This window comes from Luteimonas marina (assembly GCF_007859325.1).
Lineage (GTDB): Bacteria > Pseudomonadota > Gammaproteobacteria > Xanthomonadales > Xanthomonadaceae > Luteimonas > Luteimonas marina.
On record NZ_VOHK01000005.1, the window covers coordinates 483,239 to 502,143 of the forward strand.

At 60.4% G+C, this 18,905-nt stretch carries 26 protein-coding genes; 5 read left to right on the top strand and 21 right to left on the bottom strand.

Features of this window, described 5'->3' with window-relative positions; all coding sequences use genetic code 11:
* Window positions 1-8 precede the first annotated feature (8 nt).
* The 4 genes from mlaD to FQY83_RS13780 are packed head-to-tail and all read left to right on the top strand — an operon-like array spanning window position 9 to window position 2,567.
* On the top strand, window positions 9-527 hold the full coding sequence (gene mlaD / locus FQY83_RS13765) for an outer membrane lipid asymmetry maintenance protein MlaD (protein ID WP_146388526.1): 519 nt from the start codon (window positions 9-11) through the stop codon (window positions 525-527).
* Complete coding sequence (locus FQY83_RS13770; RefSeq protein WP_146388527.1) at window positions 524-1,201, top strand: MlaC/ttg2D family ABC transporter substrate-binding protein; 678 nt, start codon at window positions 524-526, stop codon at window positions 1,199-1,201. Before mlaD ends, FQY83_RS13770 begins: the two co-directional genes overlap by 4 nt.
* Complete coding sequence (locus FQY83_RS13775) at window positions 1,201-1,488, top strand: STAS domain-containing protein (RefSeq protein WP_146388528.1); 288 nt, start codon at window positions 1,201-1,203, stop codon at window positions 1,486-1,488. Before FQY83_RS13770 ends, FQY83_RS13775 begins: the two co-directional genes overlap by 1 nt.
* 32 nt (window positions 1,489-1,520) lie before the next feature.
* On the top strand, window positions 1,521-2,567 hold the full coding sequence (locus FQY83_RS13780) for an MlaA family lipoprotein (protein WP_146388529.1): 1,047 nt from the start codon (window positions 1,521-1,523) through the stop codon (window positions 2,565-2,567).
* 98 nt (window positions 2,568-2,665) lie between these two features.
* Here the strand turns inward: FQY83_RS13780 and FQY83_RS13785 are convergent, their stop codons facing one another.
* A complete protein-coding gene (locus FQY83_RS13785; RefSeq protein WP_146388530.1) occupies window positions 2,666-4,252 on the bottom strand; it encodes a DNA recombination protein RmuC in 1,587 nt (528 codons plus the stop codon).
* A 138-nt stretch (window positions 4,253-4,390) separates the two neighbouring features.
* Here FQY83_RS13785 and FQY83_RS13790 point away from each other — a divergent pair, with 138 nt between their 5' ends.
* Window positions 4,391-5,488, top strand: a complete 1,098-nt coding sequence (locus tag FQY83_RS13790; RefSeq protein ID WP_146388531.1) for an alpha/beta fold hydrolase — start codon at window positions 4,391-4,393, stop codon at window positions 5,486-5,488.
* Between the two features lie 274 nt (window positions 5,489-5,762).
* On the opposite strand, the gene FQY83_RS13795 is transcribed toward FQY83_RS13790, so the two are convergent.
* From FQY83_RS13795 to FQY83_RS13885, 20 genes are all read right to left on the bottom strand, one after another.
* Window positions 5,763-6,290, bottom strand: a complete 528-nt coding sequence (locus tag FQY83_RS13795; protein WP_146388532.1) for a nuclear transport factor 2 family protein — start codon at window positions 6,288-6,290, stop codon at window positions 5,763-5,765.
* 67 nt (window positions 6,291-6,357) lie between these two features.
* Window positions 6,358-6,678, bottom strand: a complete 321-nt coding sequence (locus FQY83_RS13800) for a type II toxin-antitoxin system RelE/ParE family toxin (protein WP_146388533.1) — start codon at window positions 6,676-6,678, stop codon at window positions 6,358-6,360.
* A complete protein-coding gene (locus FQY83_RS13805; RefSeq protein ID WP_146388534.1) occupies window positions 6,666-6,923 on the bottom strand; it encodes a type II toxin-antitoxin system Phd/YefM family antitoxin in 258 nt (85 codons plus the stop codon). The genes FQY83_RS13800 and FQY83_RS13805 overlap by 13 nt, the downstream gene beginning before the upstream one ends.
* Before the next feature lie 111 nt (window positions 6,924-7,034).
* Window positions 7,035-7,427 carry a hypothetical protein gene (locus tag FQY83_RS13810; protein ID WP_146388535.1) on the bottom strand — a complete coding sequence of 131 codons (393 nt, stop codon included), beginning with the start codon at window positions 7,425-7,427 and terminating at the stop codon, window positions 7,035-7,037.
* A 30-nt stretch (window positions 7,428-7,457) separates the two neighbouring features.
* Window positions 7,458-8,012 (bottom strand): DUF6933 domain-containing protein, encoded by a 555-nt coding sequence (locus FQY83_RS13815; RefSeq protein ID WP_146388536.1) that lies wholly within the window; start codon window positions 8,010-8,012, stop codon window positions 7,458-7,460.
* Window positions 8,013-8,132: 120 nt separating this feature from the next.
* On the bottom strand, window positions 8,133-8,444 hold the full coding sequence (locus FQY83_RS13820; RefSeq protein WP_337678305.1) for a BrnA antitoxin family protein: 312 nt from the start codon (window positions 8,442-8,444) through the stop codon (window positions 8,133-8,135).
* Window positions 8,368-8,643, bottom strand: coding sequence for a BrnT family toxin (locus tag FQY83_RS13825; protein ID WP_146388538.1), 276 nt, complete (start codon window positions 8,641-8,643; stop codon window positions 8,368-8,370). Before FQY83_RS13825 ends, FQY83_RS13820 begins: the two co-directional genes overlap by 77 nt.
* A 112-nt stretch (window positions 8,644-8,755) precedes the next feature.
* A complete protein-coding gene (locus FQY83_RS13830; protein ID WP_146388539.1) occupies window positions 8,756-9,079 on the bottom strand; it encodes a hypothetical protein in 324 nt (107 codons plus the stop codon).
* A gap of 69 nt (window positions 9,080-9,148) precedes the next feature.
* A complete protein-coding gene (locus FQY83_RS13835; RefSeq protein WP_146388540.1) occupies window positions 9,149-9,811 on the bottom strand; it encodes a hypothetical protein in 663 nt (220 codons plus the stop codon).
* A gap of 368 nt (window positions 9,812-10,179) precedes the next feature.
* Complete coding sequence (locus FQY83_RS13840) at window positions 10,180-10,497, bottom strand: hypothetical protein (RefSeq protein WP_146388541.1); 318 nt, start codon at window positions 10,495-10,497, stop codon at window positions 10,180-10,182.
* Window positions 10,498-10,569: 72 nt separating this feature from the next.
* Complete coding sequence (locus tag FQY83_RS13845; RefSeq protein ID WP_146388542.1) at window positions 10,570-11,079, bottom strand: hypothetical protein; 510 nt, start codon at window positions 11,077-11,079, stop codon at window positions 10,570-10,572.
* Window positions 11,080-11,151: 72 nt separating this feature from the next.
* Window positions 11,152-11,436, bottom strand: a complete 285-nt coding sequence (locus tag FQY83_RS13850; RefSeq protein ID WP_146388543.1) for a hypothetical protein — start codon at window positions 11,434-11,436, stop codon at window positions 11,152-11,154.
* Window positions 11,437-11,514: 78 nt separating this feature from the next.
* Window positions 11,515-12,090, bottom strand: coding sequence for a hypothetical protein (locus FQY83_RS13855; protein WP_146388544.1), 576 nt, complete (start codon window positions 12,088-12,090; stop codon window positions 11,515-11,517).
* 424 nt (window positions 12,091-12,514) lie between these two features.
* On the bottom strand, window positions 12,515-12,922 hold the full coding sequence (locus FQY83_RS17625) for a hypothetical protein (protein WP_158636514.1): 408 nt from the start codon (window positions 12,920-12,922) through the stop codon (window positions 12,515-12,517).
* A 72-nt stretch (window positions 12,923-12,994) separates the two neighbouring features.
* Window positions 12,995-13,354 carry a hypothetical protein gene (locus FQY83_RS13860; RefSeq protein ID WP_146388545.1) on the bottom strand — a complete coding sequence of 120 codons (360 nt, stop codon included), beginning with the start codon at window positions 13,352-13,354 and terminating at the stop codon, window positions 12,995-12,997.
* Window positions 13,355-13,786: 432 nt separating this feature from the next.
* Window positions 13,787-14,281, bottom strand: a complete 495-nt coding sequence (locus FQY83_RS13865; protein ID WP_146388546.1) for a hypothetical protein — start codon at window positions 14,279-14,281, stop codon at window positions 13,787-13,789.
* A 2,349-nt stretch (window positions 14,282-16,630) separates the two neighbouring features.
* Window positions 16,631-16,894, bottom strand: coding sequence for a hypothetical protein (locus FQY83_RS13870; protein WP_146388547.1), 264 nt, complete (start codon window positions 16,892-16,894; stop codon window positions 16,631-16,633).
* A 495-nt stretch (window positions 16,895-17,389) separates the two neighbouring features.
* On the bottom strand, window positions 17,390-17,770 hold the full coding sequence (locus tag FQY83_RS13875) for a hypothetical protein (protein WP_146388548.1): 381 nt from the start codon (window positions 17,768-17,770) through the stop codon (window positions 17,390-17,392).
* A 59-nt stretch (window positions 17,771-17,829) separates the two neighbouring features.
* A complete protein-coding gene (locus tag FQY83_RS13880) occupies window positions 17,830-18,063 on the bottom strand; it encodes a hypothetical protein (RefSeq protein WP_146388549.1) in 234 nt (77 codons plus the stop codon).
* Window positions 18,064-18,663: 600 nt separating this feature from the next.
* On the bottom strand, window positions 18,664-18,905 hold a 242-nt coding region (locus tag FQY83_RS13885), incomplete at its 5' end, for a DUF3806 domain-containing protein (protein ID WP_146388550.1).

Here is an 18,905-nt window from a genome sequence, read left to right on the forward strand (position 1 = left end):
TAATCGACATGGCAACCCGTGGCCCCCGTCTCGAATTCGCCGTCGGCGCCTTCCTCGTGCTGGCGCTGGGCTCGCTGCTGGTGCTGGCGATCGCCTCCACCAACGGCAAGTTCGGCTTCGCCCGCGACAGCTACGCGCTGACCGCGCGCTTCACCAACCTCGGCCAGCTGCGCCCGAACGCGCCGGTCAAGATCGGCGGCGTAACCATCGGCCGCGTGGCGAAGATCGACCTTGATCCGCTCAAGTTCGACTCCATCGTCACCCTCGCCATTGACCAGCGCTTCAACGAGATCCCGATCGACACCTCGGCCGGCATCCTCACCGGCGGCCTGCTCGGCGAGAGCTACGTCGGCCTGCAGCCCGGCGGCGACATGGAAACGCTGCAGCCCGGCGAGGAGATCCCGTACACCACGCCCGCGGTCGACCTGATCCAGATGGTCGGCAAGTACATGTTCGGCGGCGGCGGCGATGCACCGCCGGCCGCGACCCCCGCAACACCCGCTCCGGAAGAAGGAACGCCCCCATGACGCTGTTGACCCCCACCCGCAAGACCCTCGCGCTCGCGCTCGCGGCGACGCTGCTGGCGGCCGCGCCGGCGCTGTCGTTCGCCCAGGCGCAGCCGGCGCCGGCCGCGGCCAGCATGCAGGGCGCTTCGCCCAGCCAGCTGGTGCTCGACAACACCAAGCGCGTGCTGGAAACGCTGGAATCGCGCCGCGCCGAGTTCACCCGCGACCGCGCCGCGCTGCAGAAGTTCGTCAGCGGCGAGTTCAACACCATGTTCGACCGCGACTATGCCGCGCGACAGGTGCTCGGCCGCCACGGCCGCGGCGCGTCGGACGCCGACGTCAAGGCCTTCGGCGACGCGCTGGCCGACAACCTGATGCGCCGCTACGGCTCCTCGCTGCTGGACTTCAACACCCAGCTGCGCGTGCGCATCAAGTCCGAGTCGCCGCTGCCGCGCGGGCTCGGCGTGAAGGTGTCGAGCGAACTGCTGCGCAGCGGCGGCGAGCCGATCCCGGTCGACTACCTGATGCGCCGTGCCGGCAGCGGCTGGCGCGTGTTCGACGTGATGGTCGAGGGCGTGTCGTTCGTGCAGACCTTCCGCCAGCAGTTCGATTCGGAGCTGCAGCGCAAGTCGATCGCCCAGGTCGCGCAGGAGCTGCGCAGCGGCCGGATCGCGGCGGACGCGAGCAGCGACTGATGGCGGCGACGGCTTCCGTGCGCCGCGACGGCGACGCGCTGGCGTTCGCCGGCGCGCTGTCGCGCGACGCCGTGGCCGCGCTCTGGCCGCAGGCGCGCCAGGCATTGCCGGGCGTTCAACGCTTCGATCTGTCCATGGTGTCGTCGGTGGACAGCGCCGGCCTTGCGCTGCTGGCCGAGCTCGCGCAACGTGCCGGAGGCGTGTCCGTCGACGGCGATCCCCCCGGCCTCGACGGCCTGCGCCGCGCCTACCGGCTCTCTCCCACCCTGTCCTTCGCGCAGGCATGACGCCCGCGCGGCCATCCCGACGGATCGCCACGATGACGCAGTTCCCCCGCCTGCTTGCCGTCCTGCTGTCGTCGCTGCTGCTGGCCGCCTGCGCCGGCGGCGGCGGCACCCGCGATGCCGCCACTGCCGGCGTGCAGGTCGCGCCCATGCAGGATCCGCCTGCGGCCGATGCCGCGCCCGTCGCGCCCCCCGAAGCCGGGCCCGCGCCGGCCGTTGCCGACGATGCGCTGGCCGCGCCTGTGCCCGAAGCGGATGACGACGCCCCGGCCACCGTCGCCGAAGGCGACGCGCCCACCCAGGCCGAACTCGATTTCGCCGCGATCTACGACCCGGTGGCCGACCCGACCCTGCCCTCGCCCGCGCAGCTGCCGTCGAGCTACGACCCGTGGGAGAACTGGAACCGCAAGGTCCATCGCTTCAACAACGCCGTCGACCGCACCATCGCCACGCCGCTGGCCAGGGCCTACGTCAAGGTCGTGCCGCGCCCGATGCGGCTGGGCGTGAGCAACTTCTTCAACAACCTCGGCCAGCCGGTCAGCGCGCTCAACGCACTGCTGCAGGGCCGGCCGAAGCAGGCCGGACAGTCGCTCGGGCGCTTCCTGCTCAACAGCACGGTCGGCATCGGCGGCCTGTTCGATCCGGCCTCGGCCGCGAACATCCCCAACCGCAGCGAGGACTTCGGCCAGACCCTCGGCGTCTGGGGCTGGAAGAACTCGCGCTACGTCGAACTGCCGCTGTTCGGCCCGCGCACCCTGCGCGACAGCTTCGGCCTGGTCGGTGACGCGCCGCTGTCGCCGCTGCGCCAGGTGGAGGACGACGGCGCGCGCTACTTCCTGCAGGGCCTGCAGCTGGTCGACCTGCGCGCCCAGCTGTTCGCGCTCGACTCCATGCGCGAGGGCGCCGCGGACGAATACGCCCTGGTGCGCGACGCCTGGCTGCAGCGGCGCAACTACCAGATCCAGGCCGACCGCCGCCGCCAGGACGAAAACGAACTGCCCGACTACCTGCTCGAAGACGACAGCAACCCCACCGTCCCGGTCGACGTGATGCCGATCGTGCCGCTGTCGCCGACGCCATAGGTCGGGGCTAGGCCCCCGACGCTCGTGCACCTAAATCCGCGCGCCGCGGACGCAAACCCGGACGTCGGGGACGTCGCCCCGACCTACGCGCAGCCGGGTCATTCGCCGGCCTCGCGCGGCGCCTCCCCCGGCGCCGCGATCTGCCGCACCACCTCCTCCGGCTGCAGCTCCCCGGGCAGCGCCCGCTTTGCCTTGGCCCCCAGCTCCGACAGCCGCCGGGCGCGCACGATCGCCGACTGCGGCGACTCCAGCAGGTGGTTGCGCGCATCGTCGAACGCCTTCCTCGCGTCCGCCAGCTTGCGGTCGACCAGGTTGAAGTCGAACACGAATGCCGACAGCGCATCCAGCACCAGCCCGCCGACGCGACTGATCTCCAGCGCCTGCTTCTGCACCTTGTCGCGCGTCCACAGCCGCTCGACCACGCGCAGCAGCGCCATCAGCGTGTTCGGCGACGCGAACACCACGCGCTGGTCGAAGGCATAGGTCTGCAGGCCGCCGTCCGCGCCCAGCGCCGCCGACAGCGCGCCCTCGATCGGCACGAAGGCGACGGTCACCTCCAGCGCATCGCCCCCCAGCGCCTTCGGATAATTCTTCTCCCCCAGCTCGCGCACGTGCTGGCGCAGCGCCACCGCATGCCGCCGCAGCGCATCGTCGTGCTGCTCCGGGGTCTCGGCATTCATCGCCTCCTGCCACGCGATCAGGTTGACCTTGCTGTCGACGGCGACGCTGCGCTCGTCCGGCAGCCGGACCACGACGTCTGGCCGCAGGCGATCGCCCTCGTCGTCGACCGCATGCACCTGCCGCTGGTAGTGCACGCCTTCCTCCAGCCCCGAGCCGCGCAGCACGTTGTCGAGCATCAGCTCGCCCCAATCGCCGCGCACCTTGGCGCTGCCCTTCAGCGCCCGCGTCAGCGCCGATGCCTGCGCCGCCATCTCCTGGTTGAGCGTCTTGAGCTCGCCGACCGCCCCGGCCAGGCTCGCCCGCTCGCGCGCCTCCTCGCCGTACACCGCATCGACCCGCGTGCGGAACTCGTTCAACCGCTCCGCGAACGGCTTGAGCAGGCCCTCGATGTCGGTGCGCGACTGCGCGGTGGCCACCCGCACGTTGTGCGCGAACTGCTGACCGCGCTCCTCGAACACCTTGCCCGCCAGTTCGGCGAAAGCGCCGGAGAGCTTCTCCTGGGCGGTATCGAGGTAGGTGCGCAGCTCCGCGCGCGCGCGCTCGGAGTGCTCCAGGTTCGCCAACGCCTGCGCCTGCGCGTTCTGCAGCTGCTGGTGTTCGGCCTGCAGCGCCTGCAGCGCCTGCTCGAGGCGGTCGCGCTGCGCCTCCAGCTGCCGCAGGTCGCGCTCCCGCTCCACCAGCCGCGCATCGCGTTCGGCCAGGCCTGCAGCATCGAGCTGCAGGCGCGCCGCCAGGGCGGTCGCCTCCTGCTCGTGCGCCGTCGTCCGCCGCAGCAGGCCTTCCTTCTCCGCCTGCAGCGCCTCCAGCCGCCCGCGCAGCTCGCCCGCGTCCACTTGGCTCGACCGCAGGCGCTCGCGCTCCGACGCCAGCTCGTCCGCCAGCCGCCGACCTTCCGCGGCCTGGTCGCCACGCCCGCCCGAGCGCCGCAGCAGCAGCACGACCAGCAGGACCAGCACCGCGAGCAGCAGGCCGGAAAACAGCAGCAGCAGGGTTTGCACATCCATGGGAAGAGTGTAGCCGGCGCCGTCTCAGGGAGTGCGCCGGCGTGCGCGCGATCCGCAGTCCGGCGCACCGACACGGCGCATCTGCAACCGTCGCGCTACCGTCCGTCTCCCTGTCCACAAAGACCGGAGACGCGATCCATGTTCTTTCGACCCACCCTTGCGGCCCTCGTGCTGTCGTGCGCCACGACGCTCGCCAGCGCACAGGACCCCACCAGCGACGACGGCGCCCGCGCACGCGCCGTGGTCGAGGACCTCGTGCGCATCCCGAACCCCGCCGGCGTGCAGGACACCTACACCGCGCGCATCGGCGGCATCGACCAGTGGATCAGCATCCGCGGCCAGGACCGCGCGAACCCCGTCATCCTGTTCGTGCACGGCGGCCCCGCGACGCCGACCCTGCCCAGCCTGTGGCAGTTCCAGCGTCCGCTGGAGGAATACTTCACGATGGTCAACTACGACCAGCGCGGCGCGGGCAAGACCTATCTCGAGGACCACTCCGACGCGGTCGCGGACAGCCTCCGCATCCAGACCTACGTTGACGACCTGGTCGCCATCGCCGAACACCTGCGCACGAAGCTCGGCAAGGACAAGCTGATCCTGATGGCGCACAGCTGGGGCACCATCCCCTCGATGCGCGCCGCGCTGGCGCGCCCCGACCTGTTCCACGCCTACGTCGGCATCGGCCAGGTGATCAACGTACGCGACAACGAACGCATCAGCATCGAGTACGGACTGGCGCAGGCGAGGAAGCACGGCAACGCCCAAGCCATTGCCGAGATCGAATCGATCCTGCCCTATCCGGGCGACCGGCCGATCACGCGCGAACGCATCGTCGCCGCCCGCAAGTGGCCGCAGCACTACGGCGGCATGGCCGCGTTCCGCGACGAGACCAACCTCTGGTTCTTCGGCGCCGCGCGCCTGTCGCCCGACTACGGCGCCGAGGACCGCGCAGCCCTCAATGCCGGCAGCCTGTTCACCCTGGACCGACTGCTCGACGAGTACGTGCAGGTCGACTTCAAGCCCGTGCGCGAATTCCCGATCCCGGTCGTGATGTTCATGGGCCGCCACGACTACACCACGCCCTCGCAGCCCACCGAGCAATGGCTGCAGCGCGTGGACGCCCCATCCAGGCACGGCGTCTGGTTCGAGCGCTCCGCGCACATGATCCCGTGGGAAGAACCGGGCAAGACGCTGGTGAGCCTGCTCGAGTACGTGCGGCCACTGGCGGTGGACTGAGCGGCGGCAGCGCCGGGGGCCTGCTGTCGGGCCGCCGCCTGCTTGATGAATCCGATGATGTGCTCGATGGTGAAGCGACTCCTGGCATGTCCGTCCTCTCGGCTTGACGGACTTTAGAGCGTCACGTGGTACGGCTCCGTGGGGGCAGGTCAGAACCAGGCAAGCGCATAAGTACAAGTGACCGAAGAACTCTCATGTGCGCCCTAACGCCCGAATCAAGCCGCGCCGCGAAGCGGCGTTGGCTTGAATGACCTGTTAGGCCACATGCTGCTCATCAGTTGGATACTGGATCCCTTTGCGACCAGATTACTGAGATGATCTTCCAGCCGTCTTCGGTGTGGACCAGATGCCACATCTCACGGCCCCAATGGGCTTCCTGTCCGCTGCGTAGAACGGAATAGTCGAAGTTCACTGAAGCGACCAATCCGTCCGTATCTATGGTTACGTTCCGGAATACTTCCTCGATCGATTCTGAATCAGCCGCGGTTGTCCCGTCGATCATGGCCAGGTAGTTGTTCTCCGGCCACCTAACCACCCTGCTCGCTTCGGGTGCGAACTCCTTGAATCGGGCTACCCTTGTGTCGTCGTCTACCATCTGCCAAGTCACATGCTCGGGCTTGTCAGAGAAGAAAAGTCCAACGAACGTTGCCTTGTCTTTATTGATGATTGATGTACGGAACGCTTCCACAATCTCACGAATCGCTGCCACGTCTCCGGGGTCGTTATGGGCAGCCATTGCAGGTTGCAGGCCGATTGACAGTGATACGAGAGCAGTGAAGGCAAGCTTTTTCAGAGGTGACATGTGAACTCTCCGTGGCCTAACACCTGAATTAAGCCGTGCCGCGAAGTGGCATCGGCTTGATGAGTTGTTAGGCCTTTGCCTGCTTGGCACGAGACGAAAGTCGCTTTCTGCGGAGCAGGCGCTCTGAACGCATGACATGAAGGACAAAGATCTTGAGCCCATCAAAGCGGTAGAAGATGCGGCAAGGTGGCTCCACTATCTGACGATAGCGGGATCGCCCGAGTTCAGCTGGACGACTACCGCTTTCCGGATGATCCACCAGTTGCTCAACATGGCCAAAGACGCGCTTAACAAGCTCGGAGGCAGCAACCGGGTCCTCCAGCGCAATGTAGTCAGCAATAGCATCCAGATCGCTTAGAGCTGGCTCCGACCAGACTATTTCAGCCATCGAGCGAGACGCTTCCTGGCTTGAACATGGGTCGCCACGCGCCCCTCAGCGATTGCCTGCTCTCCGCGGGCAATGCCTTCGAGTACGGCCATGCGCTGCTGCATCAGCTGGTAGCTCTCGACGTCTACCAGATATGCGCTGGGCAGGCCGTGTTGGGTGATGAGGATGGGCTCTTTGCTCTGCTCGATATCCGAGAGGAGCTCAGTAGCCTGACGCTTGAGGGTAGTGACGAGTTCGGTGCGCATGAAGTGACACTACAGTATCACTTAAGGCTGCGCAAGTGCTTGGCGCAAAGGCCTAACGCTTGAATTAAGCCGCGCCGCGAAGCGGCGTCGGCTTGAATGAATTGTTAGGCTTCACGCCCGGCCACCCTGCACATGCTCTCGGAAGCCTTGCGTGGCCTCAGAGGTGAGAGATAAAAGTTCTGTCTCATGAACATGGACGGGGGTGATTCCGCGGCGCTTGGCCTCCGAGGGGAACGTAGTTTGGAATTGCCCCTTCGGGAGCAGAAGGGTGGCAGGGGTGCCACCGCTGCGCTCCAAGCATGAACTGAATAATTTACGCACTTCGAACACGGAAGGCTCGGCCTGCGCAACAGACACGAAAGCAGTGCCAAAGATGAAGCCGCTTGCAGCGTCCATGAGTGCGATGCAATTGAAATCTCCGTCTTGCTCGGTGCGAACGGGAGCATCATTGAGTTGGAACACAACCCAAGCCTCGTCTTCTTCAAATTGGTTGGGTTCTAGCATGAACTTTTCATGTGAAGCCTAACACTAGAATTAAGCCGTACCGCGAAGCGGCATCGGCTTGAATGATTTGTTAGGCCGCACACCAAGCGCTTTGGCAGTCTCTTCAAGCGGTGTACTGAACCCTAACTTCTTAGCTGGTCGGGAATTCATGTCAATTACCAGCTGGTCAAGACTGCAGCGGTTCAAGCCGCCATCCTGTTCAATGAAGGCCTCATAATCGAGTGCACAGTTGGTCAGCACGCCGAGTTTGGAAAGATCAGCTGCTCGCGCAAATGCAACAGCGCGATACCCGTTCATCACTCGCTCCCGCACATGGTCTGGGTAACCGGCGAGCTCAAGCACTAGGGAAATGCCCCGAACCAAGCTTATGAACAGCTTTTCGGCCGTGAGGCGCTCTCCCTCCAGCATGAGGAAGCTCAGCTGAGTGCGACTGCTCATATACACAAAGGCGTTGCGCTCTGCCATTGGCAAGAACGTAACGTACCAATTGCCAAGCGGCGCGTCGGTCGCCTGAGCTTCGCCCAAGTGATCTCGTTTGAGACGAGCTCTGGCAGCTATGGCGCGTGTAACGATCAAGTTAGCCATGATGTCTCATGTGCGGCCTAACGCCTGAGTTAAGCCGCGCCGCGTAGTGGAGCGAACACATGGCAAGCTTTACCTGCCATGTGGCTCGCGTAACGAAGCGGCGTCGGCTTGAACGAATTGTTAGACCGATGCATCGCGGTATGCACGCAGCACAGCATTCATCCGTGTCTGATACCCAGGGCCCTGTGCCTTGAACCACTCAAGAACGTCCTGCTCGATGCGAAGAGAGATGGCAGCCTTGGGCGGCTGAGGCGTGAGCCCCCGGCGGACAATGCCGCGTACGGTATGGCGCAGCTTTGCCTCTGGATGATCCGGAGTAGCGGTGCCCGGCGCACCGGACTTTAGCTTGGCCCAGTCAGTCTTGGACTGCATCGAAGAAGAGCTGCGCTTCTTGGCGGGTTGCTTTGCGGAACGAGATGATGCGGATTTCATGGGCGGTCTCCGTATGGACGATTGAGACGGGAACACCGGCAAGTAACCCAAGGGTGACAAAACGCTGTTCGCTGTAGGAGAACCGGTCATCCTCGAAGGTAAAGGTGAGGCCACCAAAAACAGCAGATGCGTCAAGGAAGTCGAGCCCATGCTGCTTGAGGTTGAGTGAGCGCTTACGCTCTGACCAAGTGAACTCCATCGGCAGAGTGTATATACAAATTGTCAGGCGCGCAAGATGCTGGCTGCAGCGGTCTAACGCCTGAATTAAGCCGCGCCGCAAAGCGGCGTCGGCTTGAATGAATTGTTAGGGCTCACGCCCGGTACTCCACTGTTGCATGGCTACGGCCAGCGGCTTTCTCTAGCAGGACGATCAGCCGATCGTTGAGCTTGAGGTAGCTTGGAAGGCTGCGGCTGCCACTGGTGAAGCGGAGTTGATAGTACTCACCATATCCGGCGGTGCCATGATAGATCTCAGCCTCATACCGCTCTCCACGTGGGAGCGTGACTACGACATGCTTGTGATCGAGTCCGAGCGAGCGCAACTCGTCGTAGGCGAGCTGGCTTTTGGGAATGGTGATGGGATGGCCAGAAGCGTGCAGAAACGACTGGTTTGCTGTGAACTCGAAGCTCGCCATAGCTCCCCCTGTGAGCCCTAACGCCTGAATTAAGCCGCGCCGCGAAGCGGCGTCGGCTTGAATGAATTGTTAGGCCGCGCCCGGCTGACCTGACAAGACCGTTGATGGATACAAAGCCACGGGGTTTGGAAAGTGGCTGAACTCAAAGCTGAAGTTGCTCTCTCTAAAGTAGATGACGCCAGAAACCTCCGGGACGGTCGTGAACCATCCGTTGTGCTGCCGATAGAGAACCTGTTGGATCTCCTGCGGAGAAAGCGACGCCACAAACTCACCGAATACACCAAGAACATAAGGTACCCCAGCCTCCCGGACAAGCTCGGAATACTGGCCGGCTTTGTCACTAAGCTTTCTGTAGATGTGATCCGGAGGTACGCCAATCCATCCGCTCCAAGATCCGCTTGAGCGAACTGAAGCCGATATCTCTTGCTCCTTCTCGTTTCGCTGGTGAAGTGTCACCACATCGATCACTTCCAGCAGCCGAGAGTCCTCTGCGCGGAGCGACCAATCTGGGGTCTTTCCACAGACAAGTTGCTCGTATCTGAAGTTGGCACCGCTTTGCCGCAGATACGCGCCAAGCAGCAACTCTCGATACGTGTGGAATCGAGCGCGAAGTGGTTGTGTCGTTAGCTTCTCCACGAACGGTGCGGCATCGTCCGGGTGCAGACGGCCGATGAGCTCATGTAGATGAGCGTTACCAGCTTCGTCTGGGTCTAAACGCGGAAGGTTTGTCACTTGCGCGGCCTAACGCCTGAATTAAGCCGCGCCGCGAAGCGGCGTCGGCTTGAATGAGCTGTTAGGCCGCACTATGCGACCAGCTGTCAGTCGCTGCAACTGTGTCCGCAGGCCATCCGGACAAGAGTGGGAGCTTGGCGCTGGCGCTTGCGAAGAAGCATCGGATGCGACGGAACGAAGCGCCAGGCGTGAGATCGCGAGAGACTCTGCTTTGACGACTGCGATCATGTGTCTGGAGCGATGGATGCCGAATGACAGCTCTACGCTTGCGCTCTGCGGCCTAACGCCTGAATTAAGCCGCGTTGCGAAGCAACGTCGGCTTGAATGAATTGTTAGGCCCCGGCCTGTGCTAGGCAGTAACCCGTTGATTAAATCAGCGTCAAGTAGTGAACTAAATCTGGAAACTGGTAGCCATCGAGGTCAGATTGAGGCATATCGTTCAGTTCGCTCTCCACCTTGCTCCAGGCGACTGAGTCATCAAGCGCGTACTTGAACTGAGCAACTGCGCCACTAGGTGAGCTAGCACTTATGATCTCGGAAGATGGCCTGTTGGAGATGAAGTTTGTCATGAGCTTGCAGGCTTTTCGAAGCTGTTCGGCTTCGGATTCATCTGGATCCGCAAACCATTCGACTAGCTTGTCAGCCAAGAAACTATCGAGGTCGATGTGGTTGCGTATCTCAGCCATTAGTGTGGTTCCTGCGGGGCCTAACGCCTGAATTAAGCCGCGCCGCGAAGCGGCGTCGGCTTGAATGAATTGTTAGGGCTCATCTTGTACTACCGACAGATCCAGCTCGTCCAGTTCGTTCTTCGGGTCTCGCCGGAAGATGCTAATAACCGTGTCCCAGACCAGAAGCCCGAACTCGTATGTCTCACGAGTTTTGTCCAAAGTCACTTGGCTCACTTGCCAATGTCTTGAGCCATCGTTGGTCAGCCCGAAATGACGACAATGATCGTAAGTATCTATGAACTCTTTGAACTTGCTCTTCAATGTCGAATCGAGTCTGTGCCTATCTACCAGCGAATCAAAAATGCTCTTAGGAGATGGCACTCGGTCACTAGGCTCAGGATTGTTCTGCCCGAGCAGCTGAGACACGCTGAGCCCGATTGTGCAGATAAGGAAAACGCAACGCTCATGGAAATGCTCGACCTGGTCGCCGGCTGATAGATCATCTTGCAGCGTGGCCCACTGATGCTTTGCTTGCTTTAGCGAGTAAAGCTGGAGGTTAGTATCCTCGCCACTTGAATCAATGAAGTAGTAGCGATGCACGGTATGAGCCCTAACGCCTGAATTAAGCCGCGCCGCGAAGCGGCGTCGGCTTGAATGAATTGTTAGGCGGCATTAGAGCAGGCTCCACCCAATAGCGCCAAGCGTGATGGTGCCAATAGCCAATAGGGTGCTTGAGATCACAAGGACGCCGTGGGCAGACTGTTTTGAGATGCGCCGCCCAAGCATCAGTCCGATCACACAGCCAAGCAGGGAAAGCGCAATGAACCACTCAGAGATTGCGTTGAGCGAACCGAGCTTGCTGTGACTGACAGGAGGGGAGAACGCTGAAAGCAAGCCCGCCAGAAGAGCGAAGCCGCCGGCAAACCAAAAAAGCTGTGAGTAGCGATCTGTTGCCATATGCCGCCTAACGCCGGAATTAAGCCGCGCCACGAAGTGGCGTCGGCTTGAATGAATTGTTAGGCCTGTCCGCGATATTCATTTGCTGAAATCGTCAACACACTTCATGTACAGGCCGAATAGGTGCTCGATCTGTGGAATTGTGAAGCAAATCATTGGTCGGAGCGTCACATAGCCTGAGTTTGCGAATTTCTTGAACTTGTCCCCATGATCTTTCGTGTCTGCAAAGTCAGGCCCATAGTGAACAAGGTGATTCCTTAGGTCTTGCACTAAGAACAAGTCTTTCCAATAGGTGGCGTTGAGGTCGATGCTTTTGCCGAGGACTTTGGTTGCGTAGGTTAGCGACCTTTTGATTCCGCGATCCCGAAGGTCTGAAGGAGATAACTGGATATCGCTTTTGGAACGCTCCATGGCAACAAGTTCGTCAAGGTTTTGCTCAACGATTGAGTAGGAGGCAATGAATACAGCCCGCAAGAGACTCTGCCTGGTTGCATTCAAGTTTCCAATTGCGTCTTTGTCCTCTTGCGTAGCGCCGTTTGGAAGCTTCGCCGCAAGATGTGCGTCGGCTGCCTGTGCCGCCTCAAGCAAATACGCGAGATCAATGAATGACAGAAATCGCGGAACGCTGTATGTGGAATCTTCAGGTCGTAGCATTGTGTGTTGACAGGCCTAACGCCTGAATTAAGCCGCGCCGCGAAGCGGCGTCGGCTTGAATGAATTGTTAGGCCTTTGTGGCCACGTCAATAAATTGCCACGCCACCAAAGCGCCAGCCATGAATGTAGCAAATAGAGCCATGGAAATCAGGTATACACAAACAAGCTTATGTGCCGCATGGCTTCGGTCTCGCCAGGCCTGAGAGAGACTCCGGAATGAGGAAGGCCATGCGCCGCGCATGCTAGAAGGAAGCTTGAATTGTTGGATGAAGAACGCAATTAAAATCGGAACGAGTCCGGCCAAGATGAGCGCGACAAATACAAGTTCCGCAATTTTCATGCTCGACGCCAGTTGTTCAAAAGGCCTAACGCCTGAATTAAGCCGCGCCGCGAAGCGGCGTCGGCTTGAATGAACTGTTAGGCATCAGTCCCACCATGCCGTAACACCCTGAACGACAGGAGGCTCGATGCCCAACTGACCAATCTCGTCTGGATCGGCGAAGGCGACATAGTCTGGTTGAAGCGCCGAAAGAGCCTCAGTGAGCGCCTCCGGTTGGATAGTGCCCGCCACCAAAACTGTGTCTGTGAAAGGCCATGAGTCATCGTCTGGGTCAAGCTCGGAGATCAGGGCGTATACGGCGGTTACGTCAGGACGCTGAAGCAACCCAAGCAGAGTGTCTCGAAATAGCGGAACTCCGGGATGAGGGACAAGATTGCAGCCAATGGAACCTTCATCGTCGTTCCCGTCGAAGAATCGATCAAGTGGAACGACTTGCGGCTCCGCCTGAGTCTGGAGCTCTCTCTTCAATGCGATGCACTTATCCTGATCCACGATGAACCCTCAACTGATGCCTAACGCCTGAATTAAGCCGCGCCGCGAAGCGGCGTCGGCTTGAATGAATTGTTAGGCGCGTTGCCACGCCCCGTAAGTGGCCAGCATATGTGACTCAAAAGGCTGCGGGCCAGTCACCTCCCAGAATGACGAATCCACAGCCAACAGCTCAAATAACTGCCTGTCTCCGGAAATACCTATGAAGTGGCCGTCGATTGTTTGGTAAATGCCGTGATACAAGGAGCGGAAGGCGCTATCAGATAGCAAATAGCCAGACGAGGAGAGCCGCTCTATCTCAACAGCACGCTCTCCGAGGCATTGCTCAATTGTGATGCGCCAAGTGTCCGGTTTAGCGAAGTTGTCGATGTCTGGAAGGAACGCAGATATATCAAACAGTTCGCCGTTACTTCCATGCTGCGGGATAGTGACCATACGCGCCTAACGCCGGAATTAAGCCGCGCCGCGAAGCGGTGTCGGCTTGAATGACTTGTTAGGCCGCTGCCCTTGGGCTTGCGCCCGAGCCGCTGCGGCCCAACCCCTGAGCCGAAACACTACAGCAACTTGCCGCGTCCTGGCCGCATGGATTGACCGGAGCAAGGTGTTGGCGCCGGGAACTTGCCCCAGCCGACGGACTTGCGGCTCGCCCGAAGCCACCTGTTCTGCAGAGCGCCGAACGCAACAGGCTGTGATGCAGCGAGCGAAGCAAGACGCTGGTACGTGCGATGTTGAACGAAGCAACCGTATGGGCTTGCCGAGAACTGGCCGAAGAAGCGACCGAAGAACTGTACCTGCAACGACCCGCGACCTGCGGCCTAACGCCGGAATTAAGCCGCGCCGCGAAGCGGCGTCGGCTTGAATGAACTGTTAGGCCGCACCCTGCTCAATGACGGAAAATGACAGCCCATAGAATGATTCACTCTTAACCTCGTCATGCCAAATATCCCGGAACGGGTGGCGGCGCAGATACCAGAGCATTCCGCGGCACCAAAACCGCCAGACATCACGATGTATGTAACCCTCTTTGTAGAAGAGATACTCCTCTGCGCAGAGGTTGAAGTAGTCGACGATCAAATTGCGATCAGCGGCAGTCAGGTCGCTTGCCCGGTCCGCGATCTCGGCTAGCTGGTCGTTCATCTGGTCGTACCGTGCATTGAACGCGGTGAACAGGTTGTGGAACAACTCAGTCTCGGAGAGCTTCTGCTGCTGGACGAAGTAGTAGAAGCCGAGAGTACCTGCAATTGCTGCGCCGACTAGCCCGACGCGATCATCCCCACCGAAATGGTAAGCGGCTCCGGCAGATGTGCTGCCAAGCAGAAGGCCAAGCCACCAGTAGTTCTTGAAAATGAAATGCCGAGTCATTGCTTTGTGCGGCTTAACGCCTGAGTTAAGCCGCGCCGCGAAGCGGCGTCGGCTTGAATGAATTGTTAGGCATCTTGGCCGCGAGACCGCACGCCCACAAGGCCTGCCGAAAAGAAGGTGATGGATCCACCCAAGAGCATAAGTCGATGGTTAGCGGAACCGTCCAGGAGCAAGAGAATGGCGAATCCTGCTGCTCCGACGAAGAGGAGAACCCAAGCAAGTGCGCGGCTTTCACCCCGATGAAGCGCGCGAGATGTGCCAAACGCTGCCCGGTAGAACATGACAACCCATACAGCAGTGATCAAACCGCAGATTGCTGCGCCAACGGGCACGTCGCGGAACATCAGAAAGATGGCTAGCGCACCAAACAGCAGCGCCAGTGCTGCGTTGAGAACTACGGCGGCAGCACGCTCTCCACGTGTAGGTTGGCGGCTGAAATCTCTCATAAGATGCCTAACGCCGGAATTAAGCCGCGCCGCGAAGCGGCGTCGGCTTGAATGAATTGTTAGGCCCCGGCCTGATGGAGCCACCCAGAAGAGCCAAGCCCAGTAGCCCGACCAATGGCATGAGTGTAGCCATGTAAATGTGCCAAGGAAGAGCGAATGAAGCCGCAATGGCGGCGCCTGAGCCAAGTGCAAGGAAGGCTCGCACGAAGGACTTGAGCCAGTGTGATACGTGGAAGAAGCGTGGCCCAAGCCCGAGACGAGCACATGCACCGATAAGCCCGGCAAGACCGCAGAGGCCCAAGGCCATAAGAATGGGCTCCCTGGGGCCGAATGCAGCAGCAATAACGGACAATGGCCCAAGCAGAACGCACGCAACGATCAAGACAGCCGTCAAGGCGCCACGAGCAAGTCTGTGATCTACAAAGCTGGCGAGTTTGCTCAACACGGGGCCTAACGCCTGAATTAAGCCGCGCCGCGAAGCGGCGTCGGCTTGAATGAATTGTTAGGGCCCAAGCCCAAGAAGCACAGCCCGATTCCGCGAGCCTGCCACGAAGCGCTTAATTGCTGCAACAAAAGCGTCAATCGCAGACGGCTCACAACGCATGAAAAGCGATGCTTGCTCGTGGCGAGGTGAACTAGCTACCGGGTAAGTCGATTCAAAGGTCGCCCAAATGCCAACGTGCCCGAGGCCATTTAAGCAAGAGAAATCCAAAGCGCAGGTACCCGTGCCCGGACTGCCAAATCTGTAAGAAAAGGTGGAGGAAGTGGATGAGGGGAACCCGGAAAGAGCGGCGGCAAACTCAAGATGGTTGTCGCTGTAACCCCACACGGAACTGCTTGCGGAGAAGTCTTCGTTGCTCAGGGTCAGGTGAAACCGGCACAAGCCGTCACCATCGTGCTCCAACGTTCCTTCCAGTATCAGTGAAGCTTCCATTGGGCCCTAACGCTTGAATTAAGCCGCGTTGCGAAGCAACGTCGGCTTGAATGAATTGTTAGGCCGCGTGCCGACTGACTGTGGGCAGCGATGCCTAACGACCTCTTTGCCGGCAATGCTGATGCTGTCCGTCAGCATGCGCCCACCCGGCGATAGCTCGAACTTGGCCGTACTGAGCCAAGTCTCACCCTCCCCTGAGAGCTCTGCAATCAACGCGATCTCGTTGCCGCGCACAACGACCGCCCTGATTGGACCCTCGCTCTCCCAGTAGGTGATGTGGTGCGAGGTTAGGCGGAGTGCCAAGTCGTCCGCATCGGAACCACAGGAGGTTGGACTTCCGGCCCAAGTGCCCACGAACCTCTCTGGTACGGCCACATCACCATACGATGAGGCTAGTGCTGGAGTGACCAGTGCTATTGCGAGAACGATGGCCTGCACGATCACTCCTTAGCGGCCTAACGCCTGAGTTAAGCCGTGCCACGAAGTGGCATCGGCTTGAACGAATTGTTAGGTGCCACGCCGGGACGGTGGCCAAGCGGTACAGCTCTTGACATCTTGTATCTCCCCAGACCACAACCCCATGTGACCTTGACGCTGTGAAGTGAACCGGCCAATCACCAACGCGTAGCCATTCGTGAATTTTCTCCCATCATGACGCTTGCATTCATGAGCGTTTAGCCATAACCCATTCTTGTTCAGACCGTACTCGTAGTCGTCTTTATGAAGATAGATGCCGTTCCCCTCAAACTCTAGGTTTACGAAGCCGGACACCATCACCATCTTCCCCTCATACCTCTCCGGCGAAGCAACAAGTTGAACAAGCGACACGTCCTCTAAAGACTCTTCCGAGAGGGCGGTGGATGGGAATAGTCCTGCGAGTAGAAGAACGATCAAAGCGCGATGGGTTTTCATGGCACCTAACGCCTGAATTAAGCCGCGCCGCGAAGCGGCGTCGGCTTGAATGAATTGTTAGGCAGCATGCTCGCGGTGCCGCCCGATGTAAATGCCGGAAACGAACAGGACAACCGCGACGGCTAGCGTGGCGTACGACTGATACAAAAGCCGCATTCCGACCTGGCAGTAAGCCTCCGGATGGTCAAGCGATGTGGCGCCGCAATGACCGAAGCGCAGGTGGGCCGTGGCATGGGCGGAAAGCAACCACCAAAGGCCAAGGATGCCGACGGCCGCAGCAACAATGCAGAGCACGAACCGAATAGCCTTGCGCTTGCTCATGCTGCCTAACGCCTGAATTAAGCCGCGCCGCGAAGCGGCGTCGGCTTGAATGAATTGTTAGGCAGCATCTGTGCCGCCCTCAGGGCTATAGCCTGATATGGATGCTACTGCTGGGAGAGGCGCCGGGCGATCCGAATAGCTATAGACCTCCAATCCAGACAGGTCGTTGTCTAGTGCCCAAACGATCAGACCTAGGTGCTCACCATCTGGAGCCTTAGCTACCGCATCAGCAACAATACGAGCAATCTGCCCCTGAGCCGGAATGCGAAAGTCCACCGATGCACAGCCGCAGCCACAGCGGCCAACCACCTGGAGAGAGCGAACCAGCCTGATCAAATCTGGAGCAGACGCATCAGTTGCTGCAACGGTGAGCGCACGCTCAATAACATCCGCCTCAGCATCCGAGATTGGTCTAACAGTCGCCAGTGGTCTGGACATGCTGCCTAACGCCTGAATTAAGCCGCGCCGCGAAGCGGCGTCGGCTTGAATGAATTGTTAGGCCGCAGCACTGATTTGCTCCAGCACAACATGCTTGTCAGCCCCCTGCGAACTGACGATGAGCTCAAGTAGAACATGACCAGTACGGTCAGTAGGGATGTATTGTTCTACGAGGGCGAAGAGCCTTGTGTCATTTGGCTCGAAGTAACTCACGGAAGGCAGCTGATCGGGTGGCGGGCCAAGCGTGGACGCTCCAAGGTCCGAGAGGCTCAGCGCAAGCTCCTCACGAATTGCAACCGCAGGGTCACGGTCATAGGCCAAGGCATAACCAAATTGTGTAGCCAGAGCGGTGAAGTCACCCGAGCAAAGCAGACGAACGGCAACAGAGCCGAGATCAGCCAAGGAACTTACATCTGTTTGGCCATCCATGATCTTCATATGCGGCCTAACGCCTGAATTAAGCCGACCCGCGAAGCGGGGTCGGCTTGAATGAATTGTTAGGCATGTGCCCCGGAATCCATGGGAGCAAATGCCTCTGGTGATGCGAAGAGCTTGACACGGAAAGCATGAGCCAAAGTCTCGTCGTTTGGGACGGCAGCCACGTACAGTTGGTTGAGGCGCTCCTCGGTCTCCTCGGTTCCGTCCGGAAGCTGCTGGAATACAAGTGCTGCGTCAGCCAAACCAAAGTAGTTGAAGCCGGCCACTGCAGCAGCAACCTCAGGCTGGCTCATGCACTCAAAGGCGTGAACCACGCCACCATTCATTGTGAAGCCATGTGCGAGCAAGAGCGAGGCAAGCGCTTGGTCTCCTGCGGCTGGCGAAGGCCCGCCAGACTCAAGGCAAGCACGGTTCCATATTTGGGCCTGACGAGAGAGCTTCAACACATGCCTAACGCCGGAATTAAGCCGCGCTGCGAAGCAGCGTCGGCTTGAATGACTTGTTAGGCCGCCGCTGCCTGGCACCCCGCCCGACCTGCCACGGCCCAACCCCTAGTCGAACACTACAACAAGTCTGGCCAGGCGGCTTGGGCTGGAACTGGAGCTTGCTGCGGCCGAAGCCAGACTGCCCGGGCGCGCGGCCAAGAACCCGCACCGCCAACCCGCACGAGACCGATTCAGGATGATCGTACTTGCAGCGAGGCGGCGCCTGTCCGAAGCCAAAGCGCGCCACGAGTGTCTGCCGATGCCGCTCCCGCGCGTGCGAGGTGCAAACGCCAAGGACGAGCGAACTGCCGCAGACCGCTCAGAACCAGGCTACAACGGTGCCGCAAACCCAAGGCCTAACGCCAGAATTAAGCCGAGCCGCGAAGCGGCTTCGGCTTGAATGAATTGTTAGGCGCTATGCCGCGCCGTGTCATTGATGGTGTTGCATGCAGCATTGAACAGATCATAGACGTCGACTACCTCTCCCTGCTCGATGCGCTTGGAGATTGAAGTCATTGGGAAAACGAGAACAGATGTGCCATCCAGCCTCAGCGCGGGGTCACGGCCATACTCATCCTCAACTGCAACCCAGTCCAGTCCCATGTGCTGCGCAAGTGCGTCACCAAATGTGATCCCGAGGCATTGCAGCT

Excerpts from the sequence above, each read along its gene's own strand:
- mlaD (WP_146388526.1), top strand. The coding sequence starts at position 9 with ATGGCAACCCGTGGCCCCCGTCTCGAATTCGCCGTCGGCGCCTTCCTC.
- FQY83_RS13770 (WP_146388527.1), top strand. The coding sequence starts at position 524 with ATGACGCTGTTGACCCCCACCCGCAAGACCCTCGCGCTCGCGCTCGCG.
- FQY83_RS13775 (WP_146388528.1), top strand. The coding sequence starts at position 1,201 with ATGGCGGCGACGGCTTCCGTGCGCCGCGACGGCGACGCGCTGGCGTTC.
- FQY83_RS13780 (WP_146388529.1), top strand. The coding sequence starts at position 1,521 with ATGACGCAGTTCCCCCGCCTGCTTGCCGTCCTGCTGTCGTCGCTGCTG.
- FQY83_RS13785 (WP_146388530.1), bottom strand. The coding sequence starts at position 4,252 with ATGGATGTGCAAACCCTGCTGCTGCTGTTTTCCGGCCTGCTGCTCGCG.
- FQY83_RS13790 (WP_146388531.1), top strand. The coding sequence starts at position 4,391 with ATGTTCTTTCGACCCACCCTTGCGGCCCTCGTGCTGTCGTGCGCCACG.
- FQY83_RS13795 (WP_146388532.1), bottom strand. The coding sequence starts at position 6,290 with ATGTCACCTCTGAAAAAGCTTGCCTTCACTGCTCTCGTATCACTGTCA.
- FQY83_RS13800 (WP_146388533.1), bottom strand. The coding sequence starts at position 6,678 with ATGGCTGAAATAGTCTGGTCGGAGCCAGCTCTAAGCGATCTGGATGCT.
- FQY83_RS13805 (WP_146388534.1), bottom strand. The coding sequence starts at position 6,923 with ATGCGCACCGAACTCGTCACTACCCTCAAGCGTCAGGCTACTGAGCTC.
- FQY83_RS13810 (WP_146388535.1), bottom strand. The coding sequence starts at position 7,427 with ATGCTAGAACCCAACCAATTTGAAGAAGACGAGGCTTGGGTTGTGTTC.
- FQY83_RS13815 (WP_146388536.1), bottom strand. The coding sequence starts at position 8,012 with ATGGCTAACTTGATCGTTACACGCGCCATAGCTGCCAGAGCTCGTCTC.
- FQY83_RS13820 (WP_337678305.1), bottom strand. The coding sequence starts at position 8,444 with ATGAAATCCGCATCATCTCGTTCCGCAAAGCAACCCGCCAAGAAGCGC.
- FQY83_RS13825 (WP_146388538.1), bottom strand. The coding sequence starts at position 8,643 with ATGGAGTTCACTTGGTCAGAGCGTAAGCGCTCACTCAACCTCAAGCAG.
- FQY83_RS13830 (WP_146388539.1), bottom strand. The coding sequence starts at position 9,079 with ATGGCGAGCTTCGAGTTCACAGCAAACCAGTCGTTTCTGCACGCTTCT.
- FQY83_RS13840 (WP_146388541.1), bottom strand. The coding sequence starts at position 10,497 with ATGGCTGAGATACGCAACCACATCGACCTCGATAGTTTCTTGGCTGAC.
- FQY83_RS13850 (WP_146388543.1), bottom strand. The coding sequence starts at position 11,436 with ATGGCAACAGATCGCTACTCACAGCTTTTTTGGTTTGCCGGCGGCTTC.
- FQY83_RS13855 (WP_146388544.1), bottom strand. The coding sequence starts at position 12,090 with ATGCTACGACCTGAAGATTCCACATACAGCGTTCCGCGATTTCTGTCA.
- FQY83_RS13860 (WP_146388545.1), bottom strand. The coding sequence starts at position 13,354 with ATGGTCACTATCCCGCAGCATGGAAGTAACGGCGAACTGTTTGATATA.
- FQY83_RS13865 (WP_146388546.1), bottom strand. The coding sequence starts at position 14,281 with ATGACTCGGCATTTCATTTTCAAGAACTACTGGTGGCTTGGCCTTCTG.
- FQY83_RS13870 (WP_146388547.1), bottom strand. The coding sequence starts at position 16,894 with ATGAGCAAGCGCAAGGCTATTCGGTTCGTGCTCTGCATTGTTGCTGCG.
- FQY83_RS13875 (WP_146388548.1), bottom strand. The coding sequence starts at position 17,770 with ATGAAGATCATGGATGGCCAAACAGATGTAAGTTCCTTGGCTGATCTC.
- FQY83_RS13880 (WP_146388549.1), bottom strand. The coding sequence starts at position 18,063 with ATGAGCCAGCCTGAGGTTGCTGCTGCAGTGGCCGGCTTCAACTACTTT.